19 protein-coding genes are annotated in these 23,030 nt (G+C 72.3%); 9 read left to right on the plus strand and 10 right to left on the minus strand.

Going from position 1 to position 23,030, the window contains the following annotated elements:
- Positions 1–32: 32 nt before the first annotated feature.
- Complete coding sequence (locus ACGFZN_RS25840) at positions 33–656, plus strand: GNAT family N-acetyltransferase (protein WP_393860859.1); 624 nt, start codon at positions 33–35, stop codon at positions 654–656.
- On the opposite strand, the gene ACGFZN_RS25845 is transcribed toward ACGFZN_RS25840, so the two are convergent.
- On the minus strand, positions 622–1,680 hold the full coding sequence (locus tag ACGFZN_RS25845) for a zinc-dependent alcohol dehydrogenase family protein (RefSeq protein ID WP_393860860.1): 1,059 nt from the start codon (positions 1,678–1,680) through the stop codon (positions 622–624). The two genes, ACGFZN_RS25840 and ACGFZN_RS25845, sit on opposite strands and share 35 nt — an antisense overlap.
- A gap of 73 nt (positions 1,681–1,753) precedes the next feature.
- A complete protein-coding gene (locus ACGFZN_RS25850) occupies positions 1,754–3,949 on the minus strand; it encodes an MMPL family transporter (protein WP_393860861.1) in 2,196 nt (731 codons plus the stop codon).
- Positions 3,950–4,109: 160 nt separating this feature from the next.
- Here ACGFZN_RS25850 and ACGFZN_RS25855 point away from each other — a divergent pair, with 160 nt between their 5' ends.
- The 4 genes from ACGFZN_RS25855 to ACGFZN_RS25870 all read left to right on the plus strand — a co-directional run bounded on the left by ACGFZN_RS25855 (position 4,110) and on the right by ACGFZN_RS25870 (position 8,547).
- The gene (locus ACGFZN_RS25855; RefSeq protein WP_393860862.1) at positions 4,110–4,775 is read left to right on the plus strand and encodes a TetR/AcrR family transcriptional regulator; all 666 of its coding nucleotides are present in this window, start codon (positions 4,110–4,112) and stop codon (positions 4,773–4,775) included.
- Between the two features lie 148 nt (positions 4,776–4,923).
- Positions 4,924–5,850, plus strand: coding sequence for a PrsW family glutamic-type intramembrane protease (locus ACGFZN_RS25860; RefSeq protein ID WP_393860863.1), 927 nt, complete (start codon positions 4,924–4,926; stop codon positions 5,848–5,850).
- An 86-nt stretch (positions 5,851–5,936) separates the two neighbouring features.
- On the plus strand, positions 5,937–6,176 hold the full coding sequence (locus ACGFZN_RS25865; RefSeq protein WP_361976982.1) for a heavy-metal-associated domain-containing protein: 240 nt from the start codon (positions 5,937–5,939) through the stop codon (positions 6,174–6,176).
- Between the two features lie 106 nt (positions 6,177–6,282).
- Complete coding sequence (locus ACGFZN_RS25870; protein WP_393860864.1) at positions 6,283–8,547, plus strand: heavy metal translocating P-type ATPase; 2,265 nt, start codon at positions 6,283–6,285, stop codon at positions 8,545–8,547.
- A gap of 741 nt (positions 8,548–9,288) precedes the next feature.
- Here ACGFZN_RS25870 and ACGFZN_RS25875 read toward each other — a convergent pair.
- Both ACGFZN_RS25875 and ACGFZN_RS25880 read right to left on the minus strand, forming a co-directional pair.
- Positions 9,289–10,578, minus strand: coding sequence for a citrate synthase (locus ACGFZN_RS25875; protein ID WP_393860865.1), 1,290 nt, complete (start codon positions 10,576–10,578; stop codon positions 9,289–9,291).
- Between the two features lie 239 nt (positions 10,579–10,817).
- Positions 10,818–13,076, minus strand: coding sequence for an ATP-dependent RecD-like DNA helicase (locus ACGFZN_RS25880; RefSeq protein ID WP_393860866.1), 2,259 nt, complete (start codon positions 13,074–13,076; stop codon positions 10,818–10,820).
- Between the two features lie 137 nt (positions 13,077–13,213).
- On the opposite strand from ACGFZN_RS25880, the gene ACGFZN_RS25885 reads away from it, so the two are divergent.
- Both ACGFZN_RS25885 and ACGFZN_RS25890 read left to right on the plus strand, forming a co-directional pair.
- Positions 13,214–13,711, plus strand: coding sequence for a YbaK/EbsC family protein (locus tag ACGFZN_RS25885; protein WP_393860867.1), 498 nt, complete (start codon positions 13,214–13,216; stop codon positions 13,709–13,711).
- 154 nt (positions 13,712–13,865) lie between these two features.
- Positions 13,866–14,768, plus strand: coding sequence for a ribokinase (locus ACGFZN_RS25890; protein WP_393860868.1), 903 nt, complete (start codon positions 13,866–13,868; stop codon positions 14,766–14,768).
- Positions 14,769–15,024: 256 nt separating this feature from the next.
- On the opposite strand, the gene ACGFZN_RS25895 is transcribed toward ACGFZN_RS25890, so the two are convergent.
- From ACGFZN_RS25895 to ACGFZN_RS25910, 4 genes are all read right to left on the minus strand, one after another.
- Positions 15,025–15,375, minus strand: coding sequence for a hypothetical protein (locus ACGFZN_RS25895; protein WP_393861026.1), 351 nt, complete (start codon positions 15,373–15,375; stop codon positions 15,025–15,027).
- Between the two features lie 169 nt (positions 15,376–15,544).
- Positions 15,545–16,342 carry a sugar phosphate isomerase/epimerase family protein gene (locus ACGFZN_RS25900; RefSeq protein ID WP_393861027.1) on the minus strand — a complete coding sequence of 266 codons (798 nt, stop codon included), beginning with the start codon at positions 16,340–16,342 and terminating at the stop codon, positions 15,545–15,547.
- A gap of 29 nt (positions 16,343–16,371) precedes the next feature.
- Positions 16,372–17,523, minus strand: coding sequence for a dihydrodipicolinate synthase family protein (locus ACGFZN_RS25905; protein WP_393860869.1), 1,152 nt, complete (start codon positions 17,521–17,523; stop codon positions 16,372–16,374).
- Positions 17,520–18,671, minus strand: coding sequence for a Gfo/Idh/MocA family protein (locus tag ACGFZN_RS25910; RefSeq protein WP_393860870.1), 1,152 nt, complete (start codon positions 18,669–18,671; stop codon positions 17,520–17,522). Before ACGFZN_RS25910 ends, ACGFZN_RS25905 begins: the two co-directional genes overlap by 4 nt.
- 244 nt (positions 18,672–18,915) lie before the next feature.
- Here ACGFZN_RS25910 and ACGFZN_RS25915 point away from each other — a divergent pair, with 244 nt between their 5' ends.
- On the plus strand, positions 18,916–19,962 hold the full coding sequence (locus tag ACGFZN_RS25915; protein WP_393860871.1) for a LacI family DNA-binding transcriptional regulator: 1,047 nt from the start codon (positions 18,916–18,918) through the stop codon (positions 19,960–19,962).
- An 86-nt stretch (positions 19,963–20,048) separates the two neighbouring features.
- On the opposite strand, the gene ACGFZN_RS25920 is transcribed toward ACGFZN_RS25915, so the two are convergent.
- Positions 20,049–21,266, minus strand: a complete 1,218-nt coding sequence (locus ACGFZN_RS25920; RefSeq protein WP_393860872.1) for an FAD-dependent monooxygenase — start codon at positions 21,264–21,266, stop codon at positions 20,049–20,051.
- Positions 21,267–21,388: 122 nt separating this feature from the next.
- The gene (locus ACGFZN_RS25925; RefSeq protein WP_393860873.1) at positions 21,389–21,679 is read right to left on the minus strand and encodes a hypothetical protein; all 291 of its coding nucleotides are present in this window, start codon (positions 21,677–21,679) and stop codon (positions 21,389–21,391) included.
- Between the two features lie 386 nt (positions 21,680–22,065).
- Between ACGFZN_RS25925 and ACGFZN_RS25930 the strand changes: the two genes are divergently transcribed.
- Positions 22,066–23,010: a GNAT family N-acetyltransferase gene (locus tag ACGFZN_RS25930; protein ID WP_393860874.1), complete on the plus strand. Its 945-nt coding sequence runs from the start codon at positions 22,066–22,068 to the stop codon at positions 23,008–23,010.
- The last annotated feature ends 20 nt before the right edge of the window (positions 23,011–23,030 follow it).

Below are 23,030 nucleotides of genomic sequence, written 5' to 3' on the forward strand. Positions count from 1 at the left end.
GCCCCACCGCCCGCGTGGGGCACAGTGCGGCCATGGACTTCTCCGTCAAACCCACGCTGACCGGCCGCACGACCGTCCTGCGGCCCTTCACGGAGGCCGACGCCGGGACCATGGGAGAGATCATCGCCGACCCCGAGGTCATCCGCTTCACGTTCGAGCCGTCCACCGAACTCACCCCGGAACGGCTCCGGTCCTGGTACGGCTCCCGGTCCGCCGCGCCCGACCGGCTCGACCTGGCCGTCACGGACCCCGGCACCGGGGAGGTCCTGGGCGAGGTCGTCCTGTATGCGTACGACCCGCACGCCCGCAGCTGCACGTTCCGCACCCTCATCGGCCCCCGGGGCCGCGGCCGGGGCGTCGGCACCGAGGCGACCCGGCTGATCGTCGGCCACGGCTTCGAGCGACTCGGCCTGCACCGGATCCAGTTGGAGGTGTACGCCGACAACGCGCGGGCGCGGCGGGTCTACGAGAAGGCCGGCTTCGTGGTCGAGGGCGTACGGCGCGAGGTGCAGCGGCGCGACGGCGCCTGGGCCGACGAGGTGATCATGTCGATCCTCGACCGGGAGTGGGCCGCGCTCAGCCCCACCGCCCCCGGTTCCGAGGCCCTCGGCTCCGGCTCCGTCAGCTCCGGCTCTCCCGGCTCCACGGCTCGATGACCGTGACCCCCGCGCCGGGTGCCGTGCCCATCGCCGCCAGGGCGGCAGGTGCCGCGCCCAGCGGGATGGCGGCCGTCACCAGGAGGTCGGGGCGCAGCACGCCGGAGCGGACCAGGCGGAGCATGTCGGGGTAGGCGTGGGCGGCCATGCCGTGGCTGCCGAGGAGTTCCAGCTCCAGGGCGATGGCGCGGGCCAGCGGGACGGGGGTGGTGCCGTCGGCCGAGGGCAGCAGCCCGACCTGGACGTGCCGGCCGCGACGGCGCAGGCCGTTCACGGAGTTCGCGCAGGTGGCGGGCGAGCCGAGGGCGTCGAGGGAGAGATGGGCGCCGCCGCCGGTCAGCTCGCGGACGGCGGCGGCCGGGTCGAGCACCCCGGTCGCGTCCAGGCACTCGGCGGCGCCGAACTTCCGCGCCAGGGCGAGGGCCTGGGCCGACACGTCGACGGCGACCACCCGGGCCCCGGCCGCCGCCGCGATCATCACCGCCGACAGCCCGACCCCGCCGCAGCCGTGCACCGCGACCCACTCCCCCGGCGCCACCCGGCCCTGCCGCACCACCGCGCGGAAGGCGGTGGCGAAGCGGCAGCCGAGGGCGGCGGCGGTGGCGTAGGCCATGTCGTCCGGGAGGGCGACCAGGTTGACGTCGGCGTGGCCGAGGGCGACGTACTCGGCGAAGGAGCCCCAGTGGTGGAATCCCGGCTGGGTCTGGCGTTCGCACACCTGCTGGTCGCCGGCGGCGCAGGCCGGGCAGGTGCCGCAGGCGCAGACGAACGGCACGGTGACCCGGTCGCCGGGCCGCCATCCGGTGACCCGGGAGCCCACCGACTCGACGACACCGGCGAGTTCATGTCCGGGCACGTGCGGCAGCGTGATGTCGGGGTCGTGGCCCATCCAGCCGTGCCAGTCGCTGCGGCACAGTCCGGTGGCCTCCACGCGGACGACGACGCCGTGCTCCTCGGGCTCCGGGTCGGGCACGTCCCGGACCTCGGCCGGCTCGCCGTACCGCTCGAACACCACCGCGCGCATCCGCACTCCTTTCGGGAACCTCCGCGAAGAGTAGAGGTCCCGGGACGGCCCACGCACCGCGGCCGGGCACCTCTCACCGGCGGTGGCCGTCGCCCTCGCCGAGTCCGAACCGGGCGTGGAAGCGCCGCAGCGGCGCCGGCGCCCACCAGGTCGCCCTCCCCGTCAGCCTCATGATCGCCGGGACCAGCAGGCTCCGGACCACCATCGCGTCCATCAGCACGGCCAGGGCGATGCCCAGGCCGAGCATCTTGGTGTCGGTGACCCGGGAGGTGCCGATGGCGACCATCACCACCGCGAGGATGACCGCCGCCGCGGTGATCAGACCGCCGGTGCGCTGGAGTCCGTGCCGGACGGCCGCATCGTGGTCGCCCGTGCGGTCGTACTCCTCCTTGATGCGGGACAGCAGGAACACGCCGTAGTCCATGGAGAGTCCGAAGGCCACGCAGAACATCAGCACGGGCAGGGTGGTCTCGATGGATCCGGAACCGGTGAAGCCGAGGGGGCCGGAGAGATGGCCGTCCTGGAAGACCCAGACCACCGCTCCGAACATCGCCGTCAGGCTCAGCGCGTTCAGGATCACCGCCTGGACCGGTATCAGCACACTGCCCGTCAGCAGGAAGACCAGCAGGAGGGTGACGACGGCGATGATCGCGGCCGCCCACGGCAGGCGCTTGGCTATCGCGTGCTTGGTGTCGACGAGGACGGCGGCCGTGCCGGTCACCTTGGTGCCGAACGGCGCCTTCAGTGCGCGTATGTCGCTCGCCAGGTGCTGGGCGGGTTCGTCGACGGCCTCGCCCCTGGGCTGCACCGTGAAGTAGGCGGCATCCCCCTCGACCAGCGGGCCGTCGACCCGGACCGCCTCGGGCAGGGCCGCGATCCGCTGCTTGTAGGCGGCGTACTGGGCGGCGGTGGCCCTGCCCTCGGCGAGAACCTCCAGGCCGCCGCCGGGGCTGCCCGGGAAGCCCTCGCGGATGTGCTGCTGCACGACGTGGGACTCGGCGGTCGCGGGCAGCTGGCGGTCGTCGGCGGTGCCGAACTTCACGCCCAGGAAGGGCAGTCCCAGGGTGACCAGCAGGACGGTGGTGCCCAGGGCGAAGAGGGGGGCGCGGCGCATGACCAGCCCTGCGGCACGGGCCCAGGCGGCCGCCTCGGCCGGCTTCCGATCTCGGCGCCGGCGGAACAGGCGGCGCAGGTCAAGGGAGTTGACCCGGTGGCCGAGCAGGACCAGCGCGGCCGGGAGCAGGATCAGGGCGGCGGCCGCGGCGAGCAGGACCACGGCGATGCCCGCGTAGGCGAAGGACCGCAGGAAGTACTGCGGGAAGACCATCATGGCGGCCAGGGACACCGCCACCGTCAGGGCGGAGAACAGGACCGTGCGGCCCGCTGTGCGCAGCGTCGTGCCGACCGCGGTCAGCGGGGCGGCGCCCGTGGACAGTTCCTCGCGGTAGCGGCGGACGATGAACAGGGCGTAGTCGATGGCGAGGCCCAGGCCGAGGGCCGTGGTCAGATTGAGCGCGAAGACCGAGACGTCGGTGAAGGCGGTCAGTCCGCGCAGGACGGCGCTGGTGCCGACGATGGCGACGATGCCGATGCCGAGCGGCAGCAGGGCGGCGATCGCGCTGCCGAAGACCATGACCAGCAGCACCAGCGTGATCGGCAGGGCGATCGTCTCGGCCCGGGTCAGGTCCTGCTTGATGATCGTCTGCATCTCGTGCCGCACCGCGACGATGCCGCCGATCCTCACCCGGACCGGGCCGTGCGCACCCCGGTAGCGGGGAGCGATGCGGTCGAGGGTTCTGCCGGTCGCGTTGTCGCCCCCGGTGATGCGGGCGGCGATCAGCGCCTCGTGGCCGTCCTCGGCGCGCAGGGCCGGTGATCTGCTCTGCCAGTAGGAGCCGACGCCGGTCACGCCCTTCTCCCGCGCCAGCCGGCCGGCCAGGTCTCGGGCCTCGGCGGCGACCGCCGGATCGTCGACCGAGGCGCGGCCCGCGTCGACCAGGAGCAGCAGGTTCGGCTGGGAGGACGGGAACTCGCGCTCCAACGCCTTGGTGGCGTAGGTCGACTCGGCCGCCGGGTCCTCCCAGCCGCCGCTGCCGAGGAGGTCCGCGACTCCGCTGCCGGCCAGCACGGCGAGCGCGGTGAGCACGAGGGCCAGCAGGAGGGTCAGGCGCGGGCGGGCGGTCACGATGGAGGTCCAGCGGCCGGGGCGGGCCGGCGCCTCGTCCGGCGCCCGCTGTGCCGTCCGCGGTGGCGTGTTGACTTCGGTCATGCTGCGGTGTCCCCTTCACCACGAGCCGTGCCTGCGCGGGAAGGCAGCACGGAGGAGTCGTTGCCATAAACTGGCAAACACGAGTCGTTGCTCGCGTTTCTCAAGAATGCGAGCGACCTCTCGCGTTTGTCAATCGCCTTGGGAGAGCTGGGGATAACGCGTGCCCGACACCTCGGAGACCACGGAGACCTCACAGGCCTCGAAGAAGGAGCAGCCGCGCCGCCGGCAGGCCCGCGGGGAGCGCCGTATCGTCCAGCTGCTCGAAGCGGCCGCCCGGGTCTTCTGCACCACCGGCTACACCGCCGCCAGCACCAACGCCATCGCCCGCGAGGCCGGCGTCTCGCCGGGCACGCTGTACCAGTTCTTCCCGAACAAGGAGGCGATCGCGATCGAGCTGGGCGACCGGCTCGTCCACGAGATGCGGGAGACCTACGGCCAGGCGCTGGCCCCGGTCGACCCCGCCACCCCGCTGGAGGTGGCCGTCGGCTCCGCCGTCGACCGGTTCATCGCCTTCAACACCGAGCGCCCGGTGTTCTTCGCGCTGCTGCACGGCCCCGACATCCCGGGCCGGATGGCCGAGGCGCACGACCAGCTGCACGCCACGATCGCCGGCCGCATCGAGGATCTGCTCGCCTCCCTCATGCCCGGTGCGTCCCCGGCCGACGTCACCCGCACGGCGCACGTGTGCCTCGCCGTCTACAAGTCGGGCCTGGAGCTGATCCTCGCCCACGAGGGCGCCGAGCGCGCGGCCTACGTCCAGGAGATCAAGGACGTGCTGATCCGCTATCTCCAGCCGCTGGTGGGCGACCGCCCGGGCCAGGGCTGACGCCGGGGTCAGCGGGAGTCGTCCCCCGGGGTGTTCCCATGCCCCCACCAGGCCACCCGGCCTGCGCCCCGCGGCGCGGCTGCCTAGAGTGCGGATGACCGCTCACATCGACTCCACTCCGCCCAGCCGTCGTCCGAGGGGACCCCTCGTGAGCCACTCCCCGCCTCCCGGCGCTCCCAGGGCCCGCATCCCCGGACCCCAGCAGCCGCCACCGCCGTACCCCCGGATCGCCGCGGGCCTTTGGCGGCGGTGTCTGGGCGCGGGGCTCGCGCTGTGGGTGTCGGCCGGGTGGCTCACGTACCAGACGCGGAACGGCACCCTGCTGCCGACGCTGATCCTGCTCGGCGGCTTTCTCGTGCCGGTCGTCTTCGTGCTGTGGGCGTACGAGCGGCACGTCCGCGACCTGGGCGTCAGCGCGATCCTCGGCTGCTTCCTGGCCGGCGGGACCCTCGGCGTGCTCGGCGCCTCACCGCCGGTGCCGTACCCGCCGCACCCCTCCCTCGGCGGGTTACTGGGCGTCGGCCTGCTCGAGGAAACGGCCAAGCTCGGCGCCCTGGTGTTCGTGCTGCGCCGGCAGCCGGGCATCCGGGGGATGCGCGCCGGACTGGTGCTCGGCGCGGCCGTCGGCTTCGGCTTCGCCGCCCCGGAGAGCGTGGCGCACGCCTTCGACGCGGCCGCCTCCCCCGACGGCGCCGGTCTGCGCGCGCTGCTTCAGACGGAGATCCCGCGCGAACTGCTCGCGCCGGCGGGGCACGGGCTGTGGACGGCGATCGCGGGCGGCGTGCTGCTGTCCCGGCGCCGGCTGACCGGGCGCTTCCGCATCACCGCGCCGGTCGTGGGCACCTGTCTCGGCGTCTGCCTGCTGCACGCGCTGGGGGACGCCACGCACGGCCTCGCCCTGTGGGGGGTGGCCCGGCTGACCGGCGGCGGCCCGTTCGCCCCGGAGCATCTCGTCCGGCCGGACGGCGTGCGGGAGCACCTGTTCACGCTGTTCTCGGTCGGCGGGCTCGCGCTGGTCGCGCTGGCCGGGGCCGCCTGGGTGCGGTCGCTGGCGCACCGGGACACCGCTTGGTGAGGTACCCCCTAGGGGTATAGTGTGGGGAGCGTGGGGTTCCCTCCGGGACCCCATCGGCCCCACATGCCTCGACGAGGAGTAACGACATGACCGCCCACACCGACACACCCGGCTCCGTGACCACCGTCTACAAGGTGACCGGCATGAGCTGTGGCCACTGCGAGGGCTCCGTCTCCGGTGAGATCTCCCAGATCCCCGGCGTCAGCTCGGTGAAGGCCGTCGCGTCCACCGGCGAGGTGACCGTGGTTTCCGAGGCCCCGCTCGACGACGAGGCCGTGCGCGCCGCCGTCGACGAGGCCGGCTTCGAGCTGGCCGGCAAGGCCTGAGCCTCGCTTCCAAGGGCTGACCGCCCCACCCCTCGTTCCCGACCGGGCCGTACCGACCAGCTGATACTGGCTCCGTGCGGCCCGGTCCGATGTCTGGAGTCCGGACATGACCAGCACCACCGCCACACCCCGGCACAACGGCGCCGGGACGGCCGGCGCCTCCGAGATCGAGCTGCTCATCGGCGGCATGACCTGCGCCTCCTGCGCCGCCCGGGTGGAGAAGAAGCTCAACCGGATGGAGGGCGTCAGCGCCACCGTCAACTTCGCCACCGAGAAGGCGCGGATCGCCTTCGGCGAGGGCGTACGGGTCGCCGACCTGATCGCCACCGTGGAGCGGACCGGCTACACCGCCGAGGAACCCGCGCCGCCCGAGCCCGAATCCGCGACGGCCGGCCCGCAGCCCCCCGAGCAGGACCCCGAACTGGGCGCCCTGCGCCACCGCCTGCTCGTCTCCGCGCTGCTCGCCGCGCCCGTGGTGCTGCTCGCGATGATCCCGGCGCTGCAGTTCGACAACTGGCAGTGGCTCTCCCTGACCCTCGCCGCACCGGTCGTCGTCTGGGGCGGTGCGCCGTTCCACCGGGCCGCCTGGACCAACCTCCGGCACGGCGCGGCCACCATGGACACGCTGGTCTCGGTCGGCACGCTGGCCGCGTTCGGCTGGTCGCTGTGGGCGCTGTTCCTCGGCGACGCGGGCAGGCCCGGCCTGCACGACGCGTTCCGGTTCACCGTCTCCCGGATGGACGGCGCCTCCACCGTCTACCTGGAGGTCGCCGCCGGAGTCGTCGCGCTGATCCTGCTCGGCCGCTATCTGGAGGCCCGCTCCAAGCGGCGCGCCGGCGCGGCCCTGAAGGCGCTGATGGAACTGGGCGCCAAGGACGTGGCCGTGCTGCGCGAGGGGCGCGAGGTGCGGGTGCCGGTGGCGGAGCTGGCCGTGGGCGACCGGTTCGTCGTACGGCCCGGCGAGAAGATCGCCACCGACGGCACCGTGGTCGAGGGCGTCTCCGCCGTGGACGCGTCCATGCTGACCGGCGAGTCGGTGCCGGTGGACGTCGGACCGGGCGACAAGGTCACCGGCGCCACCGTCAACGCGGGCGGCCGGCTGGTCGTGGAGGCCGGCCGGGTCGGCGCCGACACCCAGCTCGCCCGGATGGCGAAGCTGGTGGAGGACGCGCAGAACGGCAAGGCCGAGGTGCAGCGGCTCGCCGACCGGATCTCCGCGGTGTTCGTCCCGGTGGTCGTCCTGATCGCGCTCGGCACCTTCGGCGTCTGGCTGGGCGTCACCGGGGACACGGTCGCCGCGTTCACCGCCGCCGTCGCCGTCCTGATCATCGCCTGCCCCTGCGCGCTGGGCCTTGCCACGCCGACCGCGCTGATGGTGGGCACCGGGCGCGGCGCCCAGCTCGGCATCCTCATCAAGGGACCCGAGGTGCTGGAGTCCACGCGCCGTGTCGACACCGTCGTCCTCGACAAGACGGGCACCGTCACCACCGGCCGGATGACCCTGCAGGTGGTGTACGCCGCCGACGGCGAGGACGAGAAGGAGCTGCTGCGGCTCGCCGGCGCCCTGGAGCACGCCTCCGAGCACCCCGTCGCCCGCGCGATCGCCGCCGGCGCCGGGGAACGCCTCGGCGCGCTCCCGTCGGTCGAGCACTTCGAGAACGTGCCCGGGCGGGGCGCGCGCGGGCGCGTGGACGGGCGGGAGGTGGCCGTGGGGCGCCTGTACGACGAGCTGCCGCCGGACGTGGCACGCGCCGCGCACGAGGCCGAGCAGGAGGGCCGTACGGCCGTGGTGGCCGGCTGGGACGGGCGGGCCCGCGGGGTGCTCGCCGTCGCCGACGCGATCAAGGACAGCAGCGCCGAGGCGGTGCGCGGGCTGCGCGCCCTGGGGCTCAGGCCGGTCCTGCTCACCGGGGACAACCGCACGGTCGCCGAGGCGGTCGCGCAGGCCGTCGGCATCGACTCCGCCGACGTGTTCGCCGAGGTGCTCCCCGAGGACAAGGTCGAGGTCGTACGGCGGCTGCGGAGCGAGGGGCGGACCGTGGCGATGGTCGGCGACGGGGTGAACGACGCGGCCGCGCTCGCCACCGCCGACCTGGGCCTGGCGATGGGCACCGGGACGGACGCGGCGATCGAGGCCGGCGATCTGACCCTGGTGCGCGGGGATCTGCGGGTCGCGGCCGACGCGATCCGGCTGTCCCGGCGGACGCTGGCCACGATCAAGGGCAACCTGGTGTGGGCTTTCGGCTACAACGTGGCCGCGCTGCCGCTGGCCGCCGCCGGGCTGCTCAACCCGATGATCGCCGGGGCGGCGATGGCCTTCTCCTCGGTGTTCGTGGTGACCAACAGTCTGCGGCTGCGCCGCTTCCGCTGAAGTCCCCGGAAGTTACCGGCGGTTAGGGATGGCCGAAGTAAGAGACCCTCTAGAGTCCGGGACGAGCCTCACATAAGCTCTTCACAAGGCTCGCGCATCATCCTTACGCTTGAGCTCCGATCGGCGTATCGGGGCTCTTGCGCACCTAAGGGACATATGCAAGAGACGCAGATCACAGTGATGCGAACGTAACCATCGAAGGGGTTCGAAGGTCTAAGTTGGCGATGTCGGTTCGGCGTCTTGGGGGGCGTCAGCCGGCATCTGGGGATGTCTTGGGGGACTTCCTCAGAGATGCGTTGCCGGGGCACGTGCGCCGGGAAGCTTTGAGCGGCCCTCCCTGCGTGCGCTGTCCCGGCAGATCGCACCGCATCACTGGAGCAGGACGAGTTTTGCTCATTCTGCTCACGACAGCGATTCAGGCGCTGTCCTCTCCGAGCGCCCGGCCGGATCCCGTGGGGGGAATCCGCACCGGGACATGGGAAGGCGCCCTGGTCGTCGGCCCGTGGGGGGACCGGCGTCTCAGGGCGCCTTCCGCTTTGAGCACACAAGGCGGGTGAGCGCGCCCCCTAAGGGCGCGGGACCGCATGGCACATGCAGTCCCGCCGCGTGGGCGCGACAAGCCAGAGACCAGCCGCCAGCCTCCCACGCACCTTCAGGGGGCAGACTCCTGGGCGATCACCGACCAGGAGCACCTGCTCCAGCGAGGGGCACCCGAAAAACCTGCCCCCCCACCGGCAGGTGTCAGCGCTCCTCGACCGGCACGAAGTCGCGCTCGACCACGCCCGTGTAGATCTGGCGCGGGCGGCCGATGCGGGAGCCCGGCTCCTTGATCATCTCGGTCCACTGGGCGATCCAGCCCGGCAGGCGGCCGAGGGCGAACAGGACCGTGAACATCTCGGTCGGGAAGCCCATGGCCCGGTAGATCAGACCGGTGTAGAAGTCCACGTTCGGGTACAGCTTGCGCTCGACGAAGTAGTCGTCGGAGAGCGCGTGCTCCTCCAGCTTCAGGGCGATGTCGAGGAGCTCGTCCTCCTTGCCCAGCGCGGAGAGCACATCGTGCGCCGCCGCCTTGATGATCTTGGCGCGGGGGTCGAAGTTCTTGTAGACCCGGTGGCCGAAGCCCATCAGGCGGACGCCGTCCTCCTTGTTCTTCACCTTGCGGATGAAGGTGTCGACGTCGGAGCCGGAGTCCCGGATGCCCTCCAGCATCTCCAGCACGGACTGGTTGGCGCCGCCGTGCAGCGGGCCCCACAGCGCGCTGATGCCGGCCGAGATCGACGCGAACATGTTGGCCTGCGAGGAGCCGACCAGGCGGACCGTGGAGGTCGAGCAGTTCTGCTCGTGGTCGGCGTGCAGGATCAGCAGCTTGTCCAGCGCGGAGACGACGACCGGGTCGAGCTCGAACTCCTGCGCCGGGACCGAGAAGGTCATGCGCAGGAAGTTCTCGACGTAGCCGAGGTCGTTGCGCGGGTAGACGAACGGGTGGCCGATCGACTTCTTGTACGCGTAGGCCGCGATCGTCGGGAGCTTGGCGAGCAGCCGGATCGTGGAGAGGTTGCGCTGCGTCTCGTCGAACGGGTTGTGGCTGTCCTGGTAGAAGGTGGACAGCGCCGAGACGACCGAGGACAGCATGGCCATCGGGTGGGCGTCGCGCGGGAAGCCCTTGTAGAAGTTCTTGACGTCCTCGTGCAGCAGGGTGTGCCGTGTGATGTCGTTCTTGAACGTCGTCAGCTCGTCGACGGTGGGCAGCTCGCCGTTGATCAGCAGGTACGCCACCTCCAGGAAGGTGGAGCGCTCGGCCAGCTGCTCGATGGGGTAGCCGCGGTAGCGGAGGATGCCCGCCTCACCGTCGAGGTAGGTGACCGCGGATTTATAGGCGGCCGTGTTGCCGTACCCGCTGTCCAGAGTCACCAGACCGGTCTGGGCGCGGAGCTTCCCGATGTCGAAGCCCTTGTCGCCGACGGTGCTGTCGATCACCGGGTAGGTGTACTCGCCGTCGCCGTACCGCAGTACTACAGAGTTGTCGCTCACGTCTTCCCTCACCGACGTAGTGCCTCATCTTCGAGGTGCCCTGACTGTCTCTACCATCCCCCATTTGGCTCAGGAGAGTGCACTCGGGGTCGACCATTGGGCCCATTGGCGGCACTCAGTGCCGCCAACTTGCACATCCTGCCCCCTTGGGAGGGCATCTGGAAGTGCTCTGTGACCTTCACGACTCGTTTGATCGATCATTTTTTGCGATGCGGGCCGACGCCCCTGGTCAGGAGCGGTCAGCCGCCGCGCAGCCGGAAGTCCAGTGCCGTGCAGCGCCGCCCCGCCGACACCGTGCGCACCGCCTGTCCGATCGCCTTGCGTGAACCGACCAGGACGACCAGCTTCTTCGCCCGTGTCACCGCGGTGTACAGCAGGTTCCGCTGCAGCATCATCCATGCCCCGGTGGTGACGGGGATCACCACGGCAGGATATTCACTTCCCTGCGAACGGTGGATGGTCACCGCGTACGCATGGGCCAGTTCGTCCAGTTCGTCGAATTCGTACGGCACCTCCTCGTCCTCGTCCGTCAGCACCGTGAGCCGCTGGTCGACCGGGTCGAGCGAGGTGACGACGCCCACGGTGCCGTTGAAGACGCCGTTCTTCCCTTTCTCGTAATTGTTGCGAATCTGGGTGACCTTGTCGCCGACGCGGAAGACCCGGCCGCCGAACCGCTTCTCGGGCTGATCGGGCCGGCCGGGGGTGATGGCCTGCTGGAGCAGGCCGTTGAGCGCCCCGGCACCGGCCGGTCCCCGGTGCATGGGGGCGAGGACCTGGACGTCCCGCCTCGGGTCGAGCCCGAACCTGGCCGGAATCCGCCGCGCGGCCACGTCCACGGTGAGCCGCCCGGCGGCCTCGGTGTCGTCCTCGACGAAGAGGAAGAAGTCCTTCATGCCGTCGGTGAGCGGGTGCTGCCCGGCGTTGATCCGGTGCGCGTTGGTGACGACGCCGGACTGCTGGGCCTGCCGGAAGACCCGGGTGAGCCGGACCGCGGGCACGGGGCTGCCCTCGGCGAGCAGATCCCGCAGCACCTCCCCCGCGCCGACGCTGGGCAGCTGGTCGACGTCGCCGACGAAGAGCAGATGGGCGCCGGGCGGCACGGCCTTCACCAGCTTGTTCGCCAGCAGCAGGTCCAGCATGGAGGCCTCGTCGACCACGACCAGGTCGGCGTCGAGCGGGCGGTCCCGGTCGTACGCCGCGTCCCCGCCCGGCCTGAGCTCCAGCAGCCGGTGGACGGTGGAGGCCTCGGCGCCGGTCAGCTCGGCCAGCCGTTTCGCGGCGCGCCCGGTGGGGGCGGCGAGCAGCACCTTGGCGCGCTTGGCGCGGGCCAGCTCCACGATCGAGCGCACGGTGAAGGACTTGCCGCAGCCGGGCCCGCCGGTGAGGACGGCGACCTTCTCGGTGAGCGCGAGCCGGACGGCCGCCTCCTGCTCCGGGGCGAGATCGGCGCCGGTACGGCCCTTCAGCCAGCCGAGGGCCCTGGCCCAGTCCACGTCCCGGAAGGCCGGCATCCTGTCCTCGTCCGTCCGCAGCAGGCGCAGCAGCTGGGCGGAGAGGGACTGCTCGGCGCGGTGGAACGGCACGAGGTAGACGGCGGTCACCGGTTCGGCGCCGTCGCCGTCCGGTCCGGGGACCTTCTCCCGTACGACACCCGGGTCGCCGCCGTCGTCCGGGACCGCGGCCAGCTCGGCGAGGCACTCGATGACCAGGCCGGTGTCCACGGCGAGCAGCTTCACCGCGTCGGAGATCAGCCGCTCCTCGGGCAGGAAGCAGTGCCCCTGGTCGGCGGACTGGGACAGGGCGTACTGCAGGCCGGCCTTGACCCTTTCGGGGCTGTCGTGCGGGATGCCGACGGACTGGGCGATCTTGTCGGCGGTGAGGAAGCCGATGCCCCACACGTCGGCGGCGAGGCGGTACGGCTGCTCCTTGACGATGCCGATGGACGCGTCGCCGTATTTCTTGTAGATCCGCACGGCGATGGAGGTGGACACCTCGACGGTCTGCAGGAAGAGCATGACCTCCTTGATCGCCTTCTGCTCCTCCCAGGCGTCGGTGATCTTCCTGGTCCGCTTGGGCCCCAGGCCGGGGACCTCGATGAGCCGCTTCGGCTCCTCCTCGATGACGCGGAGGGTGTCGAGTCCGAAGTGCTGGGTGATGCGGTCGGCGAAGACGGGCCCGATCCCCTTCACCAGACCCGAGCCGAGGTAACGCCGGATGCCCTGGACGGTGGCGGGCAGGACCGTCGTGTAGTTCTCGACGTGGAACTGCTTGCCGTACTGCGGGTGGGAGCCCCAGCGCCCCTCCATGCGCAGCGACTCCCCGACCTGGGCGCCGAGCAGCGCGCCGACGACGGTGAGCAGGTCGCCGCCGCCTCTGCCCGTGTCGACCCGGGCGACGGTGTAGCCGTTCTCCTCGTTGGCGTACGTGATCCGCTCCAGCACACCCTCGAGCACGGCGAGCCGCCGCTCACCGCTCTGGGTCCCCGCCTCTCCTGCCATGATCCGACGGTACCGGTGGGGTCCGACAGACGGGACGGGTGAGCGGCGGTGCCGGTCACGTCAGGTGGCCGCAGTTCCGCTCCGGGGCCGGGGCCGGGACGGGTCAACTCCCCCGGTCCGCCGGTAGTCTCGCCCGGGTGAGCGATCCCGCACCCCTGGAGCCGCCGGACGTGCTCGCCGGGCTCGGCCTGGCCTTCCGGCTGTACGGGCATCCCGGTGTCGCCGACCCTGTGGAGGTGTGCGCCGCGCTGGGCGTTGCGCTGGAGCGGACCGTGAAGACGCCGGCCTTCGTCACCGCGAAGGACCGGCTGGTGCCGGCCGCGCTGCCCGGTCATGCGCGGCTGCGGTACGGGCCGCCGGCCCGGGCCGCCGGGCTGCGGCGCGGCGAGCTGTCCCCCGCCGGCGCCGAGCGGCCGGCACGGGCCGGTATGCGGCCCGGCGGGGTGTGCCCGGTCTCCGCCGACCCGGACGCCGTCGTGGTGTTCGACGACACCGTCAGCGGTCTCGGGCGTGTGCACCGCGGCAGCGGACGGCCCGAGCGCAGCATCGAGATCGAGGCGGGCGCGCTCGTCGCGGCCGTACCGGCGGCCGTCACGGCGGCCATCGGGGCACTGCCCGCCGGCGAGCCCGCGTGACCGTGCGCGCCGTCCGCGAGGAGGGGCGCGACCGGAGCCGGCGGGGGGTCGTGTGCACGGGGGTCGTCCAGCGGGGGTCACCCGGCATCGGGCACCATGGGGGGCGGCCGCTCGACCGGGGCCAGCTCTCAGGGGGAGTCAGGAGAGTCAACTGATGTTCGACTACGACCTGTTGGTCGTGGGTTCGGCCAACGCCGACCTGGTGATCGACGTCGAGAGGCGGCCCGCCGCCGGTGAGACGGTGCTCGGCGGCGACCTGGCCGTCCACCCGGGCGGCAAGGGCGCGAACCAGGCGGTCGCCGCGGCCCGGCTCGGCGCGGACACGGCCCTGCTGGCCCGGGTCGGCGACGACGCGCACGGCCGGCTGCTCCTGGACTCGCTGCGCGCGGCCGGCGTGGACACGGTGGGCGTGCTGGTGGGCGAGGCGCCGACCGGCGTCGCGCTGATCACCGTGGACCCCTCCGGGGACAACAGCATCGTGGTGTCGCCCGGTGCCAACGCCAGGCTCGCCCCGGCGGACGTGCGGACGGCCGTGAGCCTGTTCCTCGCCTCCCGCGTGGTGTCGACGCAGTTGGAGATCCCGCTGGAGACGGTCGTGGAGGTCGTGCGGAACCTGGCCCCCGGCAGCCGGCTCGTGCTGAACCCGTCCCCGCCGCGCCCCCTGCCGACCGAGGTCCTCGCGGCCTGCGACCCGCTGATCGTCAACGAGCACGAGGCCCGGGTCATCCTCGGCGACGCGTGCGTCAGCGAGGACCCCGAGGACTGGGCCCGGCTGCTGCTGGCCAAGGGGCCGCGCTCGGTGGTGGTGACGCTCGGCGCGGACGGGGCGCTGGTGTGCGACTCCTCGGGAGTGGCGCGGGTGGCGTCGGTCAAGGTGGACGCGGTCGACACCACGGGCGCCGGAGATGCCTTCACGGCCGCGCTCGCCTGGCGGCTGGCGACGGGCGCGGACCTGGCCGACGCGGCGGCGTACGCGGCCCGGGTGGGCGCGGCGGCCGTGACCAGGCGGGGCGCGCAGGACTCGTATCCGACACCGGAGGACGTCGAGGCGCTGTGACGGCGGGCGCCCGGCGTCCGGCGCCGATGGGTGTCCGTACGACTTCGAGGGGGCGGCGCAGGTCCGTCGACCGGCGCCGCCCCTTCGGCTTTCCCCTCCGTACCGGAACCCCGTGAATCCCCCCCGGGTCCCCTCCCGGGTTCCGATGACAGATACGACCCACGGGGCCAGGGGAGGGTTGTACGGAAGCTCGGGATTTTTTCCGGGGCGGGGCTGCTGCGGCCCGGCGGCCGGGCAGCCCCGCTTCACCGGTTCGTCAGCGGACGGAAATCGTCACCGGCTTCGAGACCGTCCTGCCGTCCCTGGCGCGCAGCGTCTGGGCGCCCTTGGTCTTCGGCTGCTCGGTGAGGCGGTAGGTGCCGTGCTTGACGGTGGTGGTCAGCGGCAGGGTGACCCAGTGGGAGCCGTGCTTCTCCTGGACGGTGACCTTGCTGCCCTCCTTCAGGCCGGTGGCGCGGCCGGAGAGGAGGACCTTGTCGCCGGGCCTCACGTGGGTGCTGCTCGCCGACAGGGTGAGGGCCGGCCGGGGAGCGGGGGCGGCGGTGGCGGCGGTGGCGCCGCCCACGACGACCGCGGCGGTGACCAGGGAAACAGCGGCGGTACGCATCTTCTTCACGACAAACTCCTTGTGCTGAATGATTTCCGTTCGCCGTCGTGGCGAACTCAGCCCAACAGACACGACCTGCGGTTTCACCGGTTCCGGAATTCCGGGAAAAAGGAAAAAGAGACAGGCATTCCACAGGAATTCCTGTCTCTTTCACAGAATATGGTCGCGGTTATGAGAAAGCCCTGTGGAAACGCTCCGCCGTCTCCGCCAGCACCTCCCGGCCGTCCCGGGCCCACAGCCCCTCGTTGAAGAGTTCGACCTCGATCGGGCCCGTGTAGCCGGCCGCCGCCACGTGGTCCCGCCACTCGCGCATGTCGATCGCGCCGTCGCCGAGCTGGCCGCGGCCGTTGAGGACGCCCTCGGGCAGCGGCGTGGTCCAGTCGGCGAGCTGGAACGTGTGGATACGGCCCCCCGCGCCCGCGCGGGCGATCTGCGCCGGCGCCTGGTCGTCCCACCAGATGTGGTACGTGTCCACGGTGACCCCGACCTGGTGCGCGGGGAAGCGCTCGGCCAGGTCCAGGGCCTGGGCCAGTGTGGAGACCACGCAGCGGTCGGCGGCGTACATGGGGTGCAGGGCTTCGATGGCGAGGCGGACGCCGTATCGCCCGGCGTGGGGCGCGAGTTCGGCCAGGGCGTCGGCGATGCGTTCCCGGGCCGCCCCGAGGTCCTTGCTGCCGGGCGGGAGGCCGCCGGAGACCAGGACCAGGGTGTCGGTGCCGAGGGCGGCCGCCTCCTCGATCGCGCGGCGGTTGTCGGCCAGGGCCGCCGCCCGCTCCCGCGGGTCGATCGCCGTGAGGAAGCCGCCCCGGCACAGGGTCGTCACCGTCAGGCCCGCCTCGCGGACGAGTTTCGCCGTCGCCTCGACGCCGTACTCCTGGACCGGCTCACGCCACAGACCCACCCGGCCGATGCCCAGTCCCGTGCACGCGTCGGCGAGTTCGGGCAGCGACAGCTGCCTTACCGTCATCTGGTTGACCGAGAAGCGTTCGAGACCGGTCACTGGGCGACTCCGTACAGGGCGAGCAGGGTCTTCATCCGTTCCTCCGCCAGCTTCGGGTCCGGGAACAGGCCGAGGCGGTCGGCGAGTTCGTAGGCGCGGGCCAGGTGCGGCAGGGAGCGGGCCGACTGCAGGCCGCCGACCATCGTGAAGTGCGACTGGTGGCCGGCGAGCCAGGCGAGGAGGACCACGCCGGTCTTGTAGAAGCGGGTCGGCGGCTGGAAGAGATGGCGGGACAGCTCGACCGTGGGGTCCAGCAGGCGCCGGAAGCCGGCCGTGTCGCCGGTGTCCAGGACCCGTACGGCCTCGGCGGCCAGCGGGCCCAGCGGGTCGAAGACGCCGAGCAGGGCGTGGCTGAAGCCCTGTTCGTCGCCCGCGATCAGCTCGGGGTAGTGGAAGTCGTCGCCGGTGTAGCAGCGCACGCCCCGGGGCAGCCGGCGGCGCAGGGCGACCTCGCGTCCGGCGTCCAGCAGGGACACCTTGATGCCGTCGACCTTGTCCGGGTGCGCGGCGATGACCTCGAGGAACGTCTCCGCGGCCGCGTCCAGATCGGACGAGCCCCAGTAGCCCTCCAGCGCCGGGTCGAACATGGGGCCCAGCCAGTGCAGGATCACCGGTTCGGCGGACTGGCGCAGCAGATGGCCGTAGACGTCCAGGTAGTCCTCGGGGCCCCGGGCGGCGGCGGCCAGGGCGCGCGACGCCATCAGGATCGGCTGGGCGCCCGCCTCCTCCACCACCGCGAGCTGTTCCTCGTAGGCCGCGCGGATCTCCGCCACGCTGCCGCCGGTGATCTGGTCGGTTCCGACGCCGCAGGCGATCCGGCCGCCGACCGCCTTCGCCTCCGCCGCGCTGCGGCGGATCAGCTCGGCGGCGCCCGCCCAGTCCAGGCCCATGCCGCGCTGGGCGGTGTCCATCGCCTCGGCGACGCCGAGCCCGTGGGACCACAGGTGGCGGCGGAAGGCGAGGGTGGCGTCCCAGTCGACGGCGGCGGGCGAGTCGGGGGTCGTGTCGGCGTACGGATCGGCGACGACGTGGGCCGCGGAGAAGACCGTGCGGGAGGTGAAGGAGGCGCCGGGCGACACGGCCAGGGGGTCGGTGCGGGGCTCGTAGGGGCGCAACGAGCCGTCGGCCGCGGGGAGTCGGACGGTCACAGCGCGATCTCCGGCACGTCGATGCGGCGGCCCTCGGCGGAGGACTTCAGGCCCAGCTCGGCGAGCTGGACGCCACGGGCGCCGGCCAGCAGGTCCCAGTGGTACGGAGCGTCCACGTGGACGTGCTTGAGGAACAGCTCCCACTGGGCCTTGAAGCCGTTGTCGAACTCCCCGTTGTCCGGGACCTCCTGCCACTGCTCCCGGAAGGCCTCGGTCGCGGGGATGTCCGGGTTCCAGACCGGTTTGGGAGTCGCGGAGCGGTGCTGGACGCGGCAGTTGCGCGGGCCGGCCACCGCCGAGCCCTCGGTGCCGTCGACCTGGAACTCGACCAGTTCGTCGCGGTGCACGCGCACCGCCCAGGAGGAGTTGATCTGGGCGATGGCGCCGCCCTGGAGTTCGAAGATGCCGTACGCGGCGTCGTCGGCGGTGGCGTCGTAGGGCTTGCCCTGTTCGTCCCAGCGCTGCGGGATGTGGGTGGTGGCGAGGGCCTGGACGGACGTGACGCGGCCGAACAGCTCGTGCAGGACGTACTCCCAGTGCGGGAACATGTCGACGACGATGCCGCCGCCGTCCTCGGCGCGGTAGTTCCAGGAGGGGCGCTGGGCCTCCTGCCAGTCGCCCTCGAACACCCAGTAGCCGAACTCGCCCCGCACGGACAGGATCCGGCCGAAGAAGCCGCCGTCGATCAGCCGCTTCAGCTTCAGCAGGCCCGGCAGGAAGATCTTGTCCTGGACCACGCCGTGCTTGACGCCCCTGGCGTTCGCGAGGCGGGCGAGTTCGAGGGCGCCGTCCAGCCCGGTCGCGGTCGGCTTCTCGGTGTAGACGTGCTTTCCGGCGGCGATCGCCTTCGTGAGCGACTCCTCGCGGGCGGAGGTGACCTGGGAGTCGAAGTAGATGTCGACGCTGTCGTCCGCGAGGACCGCGTCGAGGTCGGTAGAGACGTGCTCCAGGCCGTGCCGTTCGGCGATCTCCCGCAGGGCGTGCTCGCGGCGGCCGACCAGGATCGGTTCCGGCCACAGCACGGTGCCGTCGCCGAGGTCGAGGCCGCCCTGCTCGCGCAGGGCGAGGATCGACCGGACGAGGTGCTGGCGGTAGCCCATGCGCCCGGTGACGCCGTTCATGGCGATACGCACCGTCTTGCGTGTCACGTGAGTCCCCTCTGTGCAGCTTCTGTGCCACTCCGCGCCCTCAGACAGCAAGCGCTTTCTATCAGTGAGAAGCTAGCCTCTGCACGGTGGTCTGTACAAGACCGTGTCCGGTTCGAGTTGTTCGAGGGGGCGAACAACGGGGGGCCTTGGCCTTAAGGTCTGCTCGACGGATTCCCGGAACCAGCGGCGGAACCTGGCTGTCTACGAGGGCGTACGACACGATGCGCGACCGGAGGACGACGACATGACGGTGACCCTGGCGGATGTGGCGGCCCGCGCCCAGGTCTCACCCGCGACGGTGTCGCGCGTGCTGAACGGCAACTACCCGGTGGCCGCCTCCACGCGCGAGCGGGTGCTGCGGGCGGTGGACGAGCTGGACTACGTCCTCAACGGCCCGGCGAGCGCGCTCGCGGCGGCCACCTCCGACCTGGTCGGCATCCTCGTCAACGACATCGCCGACCCGTTCTTCGGGATCATGGCGAGCGCGATCCAGGCCGAGATCGGCGGCGTCGGCGGGGGCCGGGCGGGCGGTGAGCGGCTGGCGGTGGTCTGCAACACCGGCGGGTCCCCCGAGCGGGAGCTGACGTACCTGACCCTGCTGCAACGGCAGCGGGCGGCGGCCGTGGTGCTGACCGGCGGGGCCGTGGAGGACGCACCGCACGCGACGGCGGTCGCGGCGAAGCTGCGCAAGCTGACGGACGCCGGGACGCGGGTGGTGCTGTGCGGTCGGCCGCCGGCGGCCGACACCGGGGCGGTCGCGCTCACCTTCGACAACCGGGGCGGGGCGCGCCGGCTCACCGAGCATCTGCTCGGCCTCGGCCACCGCCGGCTCGGCTACATCGCGGGCCCTCAGGAGCGTACGACCACCCGGCACCGGCTGGAGGGGCACCGGGAGGCGCTGGCGGCGGCCGGGGTCGAGGACGATCCCCGCTGGACGGTGCACGGGCGGTACGACCGCCAGTCCGGGTACGAGGCGACGCTGGAGCTTCTTCGCCGGGACGCCTCGCTGACGGCCGTCGTCGCCGCGAACGACTCCGTCGCGCTCGGGGCGTGTGCGGCGCTGCGGGAGTCGGGGCGGCGGATTCCCGAGGACGTGTCGGTCGCCGGGTTCGACGATCTGCCGTTCAGCGTGGACGCGGTGCCGTCGCTGACGACCGTGCGGTTGCCGCTGGCGGAGGCGGGGGCACGGGCGGGGCGGATCGCGATGGGGCGCGAGGAGCCGCCGGGCGCTATCGCGGTGATTCGGGGGGAGTTGATGGTGCGGGGGTCTTCGGGGGTGCCGCGGGGTTGAGGCACCGGGGGGTTCGCCCACCCGCTCACCGTCGGCCACGGCGTCCTACCCCCCGTCACCGAGCCCCGCAAAGCCCCGGGCGCCGTTCACTTCCGCGCCGGAAGTGAGCGGCCCAGCAACGGCAGTGGTGCTTCGCCTCTTCTGCGGTCGTGGTACCAGCGCCTGCCCGTGTCGTAGGCGCGACGGGCGCGGCGTACGGCGGGGATCTGGGTGGCGAGGTGGACCTGGTAGCGCCAGGGGCTCTGGTGGCCCTGGCGTACCGACATGGCGTAGGCGAAGGACACCGGGTCGCGGTCCAGGTAGTGGTCCAGCTGCTCGAACCAGGCCATGCTGGAGCGCGCTCCGGCCTGGGTGCCGTGGAGTTCGGCGCGGCGGTGCTGGTCGTATTCGCGCAGGGCCGCCTGCGGGTCGGGGTACTGCGTGAGGGCGTGGGCCAGCACCATCGCGTCGATCATGGCGAGCCGGGTGCCGGAGCCGAGCGTGAAGTGCGTGGTGTGCGCGGCGTCCCCGGCCAGGACGACGTTGCCGTCGACCCAGGTGCGGTTGCTGACGTGCTGGAAGCGTTGCCACTTCGCCGGTTCGCCGCGTGACCGGCTGATCAGGGAGTGGCCGTCGAGCGCCCGGTGGAAGATCTTCTCCAGCAGCGGGACGGCGTCGTCGGAGTCGAGCGTGTCGAGGCCGAGGCCCTGCCAGGTCTGGGGGGAGCACTCCACGATGCAGGTGCTGATCCCCTGGAACGACGGATAGGCGTGGAACCAGACCCAGCCGGCCGGGGTCTCCTCGAAGTCGAACACGAAGCTGTCGAACTGCCGGTCCGTGCCGAGCCAGATGTAGGGGTTGCGGCCGGTCTCGATGCTGGTGCCGAAGTGCTCGGCGCGGCTCTGCCGGATCCGGCTGCCCGCGCCGTCGGAGGCCACGATCAGGTCGGCGTCCGGCAGGTCGGCGGGGTCGGCGAGACTCTCGTGCCGGACGTCCACGCCGAGGGACCGGGCGCGGCGGGTCAGGATGTCCAGCAGGGCGGCGCGGCCCAGGCTGTAGCCGTAGCCGCCGAAGTACGCGGTGCCGTCGTGCCGGCTGCCGTGCACGCGGATCTCCTGGTCCTGCCACAGCACGGAGTGGGCGCTCACCGCCCGCGCGCTCTCGGGGTCGTTGCGGTGCAGGATGTCGAGCAGGTCGTTCCAGTACACGACGCCCCAGCCGTACGTCGCCTCGGGCGGGTCGCGTTCGATCACGACGATCTCGTGGCCCGCGTCCCGCAGCTTCGCGGAGATCGAGAAGTACAGCCCGGCCGGGCCTCCGCCCACGCACACGATCCTCATCCGGTCACCGCCTTAAAGGGTGCAGTCGCATGGATCCGGGTGCCCGTGGGGCCGGGCACCCGGATCCGCCTTTCGCTTGTCAGGTGGGGTCGATCACTGGTGTGAGGTCAGCAGCCCCAGCCGCCGCCCCAACCCCAGCCGTCGTCTCCCCAGCCCCAGCCGCCGCCGCCGTGGCCTCCCCAGCCCCAGCCCCAGCCCCAGCCGCCGCCGCCCCAGCCCCAGCCGTCGTCGCCCCAGCCCCAGCCGCCGCCGCCGTTGTGGGCCGACGAGACGACGTGGTCGGGGGCAGCGGTGGTCGTGGCAGCCTGGGCCGCTCCGGCTCCGGCGGCGATGGCGAGGATCGGCGCCGAGCAGACGGCGATGGCGACCTTCTTGATACGAGACGTGTGAGCGCGCATGACGATCCCCTCTCCGAGGGTGTATTGGATGGTCCGGGGGCTCTCGACGGGGCCTCCGCGGTGTGCGCTGCGGAGCCTGCGCGTCGCTCCGCACGCTGCCCGCCACCCGCTGTGTTCCGCGTTCCGGCGGCGGACTGTCACGTCCATCAATTCGGACATACGTGACTCTTCACTCTCAACTTACGTTCGGATCGCGGTGGAGTCAAAAGCAGGAGCCGCCCCCCACCTAAAGAACAGGTAAAAGCGGGACCCCGGTCCGGACGGCTCAACCCCCTTGCTGCACAGGGGGGTTAGCCCCGGACACGCTCCGTGTGGACGCGGGCGGACGGCGAGCCTACGCTCTGAGGGACGGCATCTCTGACTCAGTCAAACATCCGGGGGCGATCATGACCGTCCAGGACGTCCGCGCCTTCAACCGCTTCTACACGGGCGTCATCGGCGCCCTCGACTACGGCCGCCACCTGTACGCGCCGTACACCCTCACCGAAACCCGCGTGCTGTACGAACTCGCCCAGGCGCCGCACCTGGACGCGGCCGAGCTGCGCACCGGGCTCGGCCTCGACGCCGGGTATCTGAGCCGGATCCTGAACAGGTTCGAGGACGCCGGGCTGATCGAGCGCGGGCCCTCGCAGAGCGATCCGCGCCGGCGGCGGGTCCGGCTCACCGCGCGCGGACGCGAGACCGCCGCGCTGCTCGACGAGCGGGCCCGGGACACCGTCGGGGCCCTGCTCGACACGGTGGCCCCCGCGGACCGGCCGCGGCTGGCGGAGGCCATGCGGACCATCCGGGACGTCCTCGGCGCCTCGGACACCGCCGGGCGGGCCCGGTCCGGCGAGGTTGCGCTGCGCGAGCCGGGCCCGGGCGACCTCGGCTGGATCGTGCAGCGCAACGCCGCCCTGTACGCCGCCGAGTACGGCTGGGACGCCGGTTACGAGGCGCTGGTGGCCCGGATCGTCGCCGACTTCGCCGAGGACCACGACCCGCGTCTGGAGCGGGTGTGGATCGCCGAGCAGGACCGGCGCCCGGCGGGCTGTGTGATGTGCGTACGGGACGACGCGCCCGGCACCGCGCGGCTGCGGCTGCTGCTCGTCGAACCGGAGGCGCGCGGGCACGGCGTCGGCGACCGGCTGGTGCGGGCCGTGATCGACTTCGCGCGCGGGGCCGGATACCGGGACCTGGTGCTGTGGACCAACGACGTGCTCGCCGGCGCCCGCCGCCTCTACCAGCGGCACGGCTTCACCCTCGTGTCCGAGAAACCCCACCACTCCTTCGGCAGGGACCTGGTGGGACAGGACTGGCGGCTGCCTTTGGACGAGGACGCCGGGACGTGACCGGATCTGCGCGGATCTGC

Source organism: Streptomyces sp. NPDC048192, assembly GCF_043202415.1.
Taxonomy (GTDB): Bacteria; Actinomycetota; Actinomycetes; order Streptomycetales; family Streptomycetaceae; genus Streptomyces.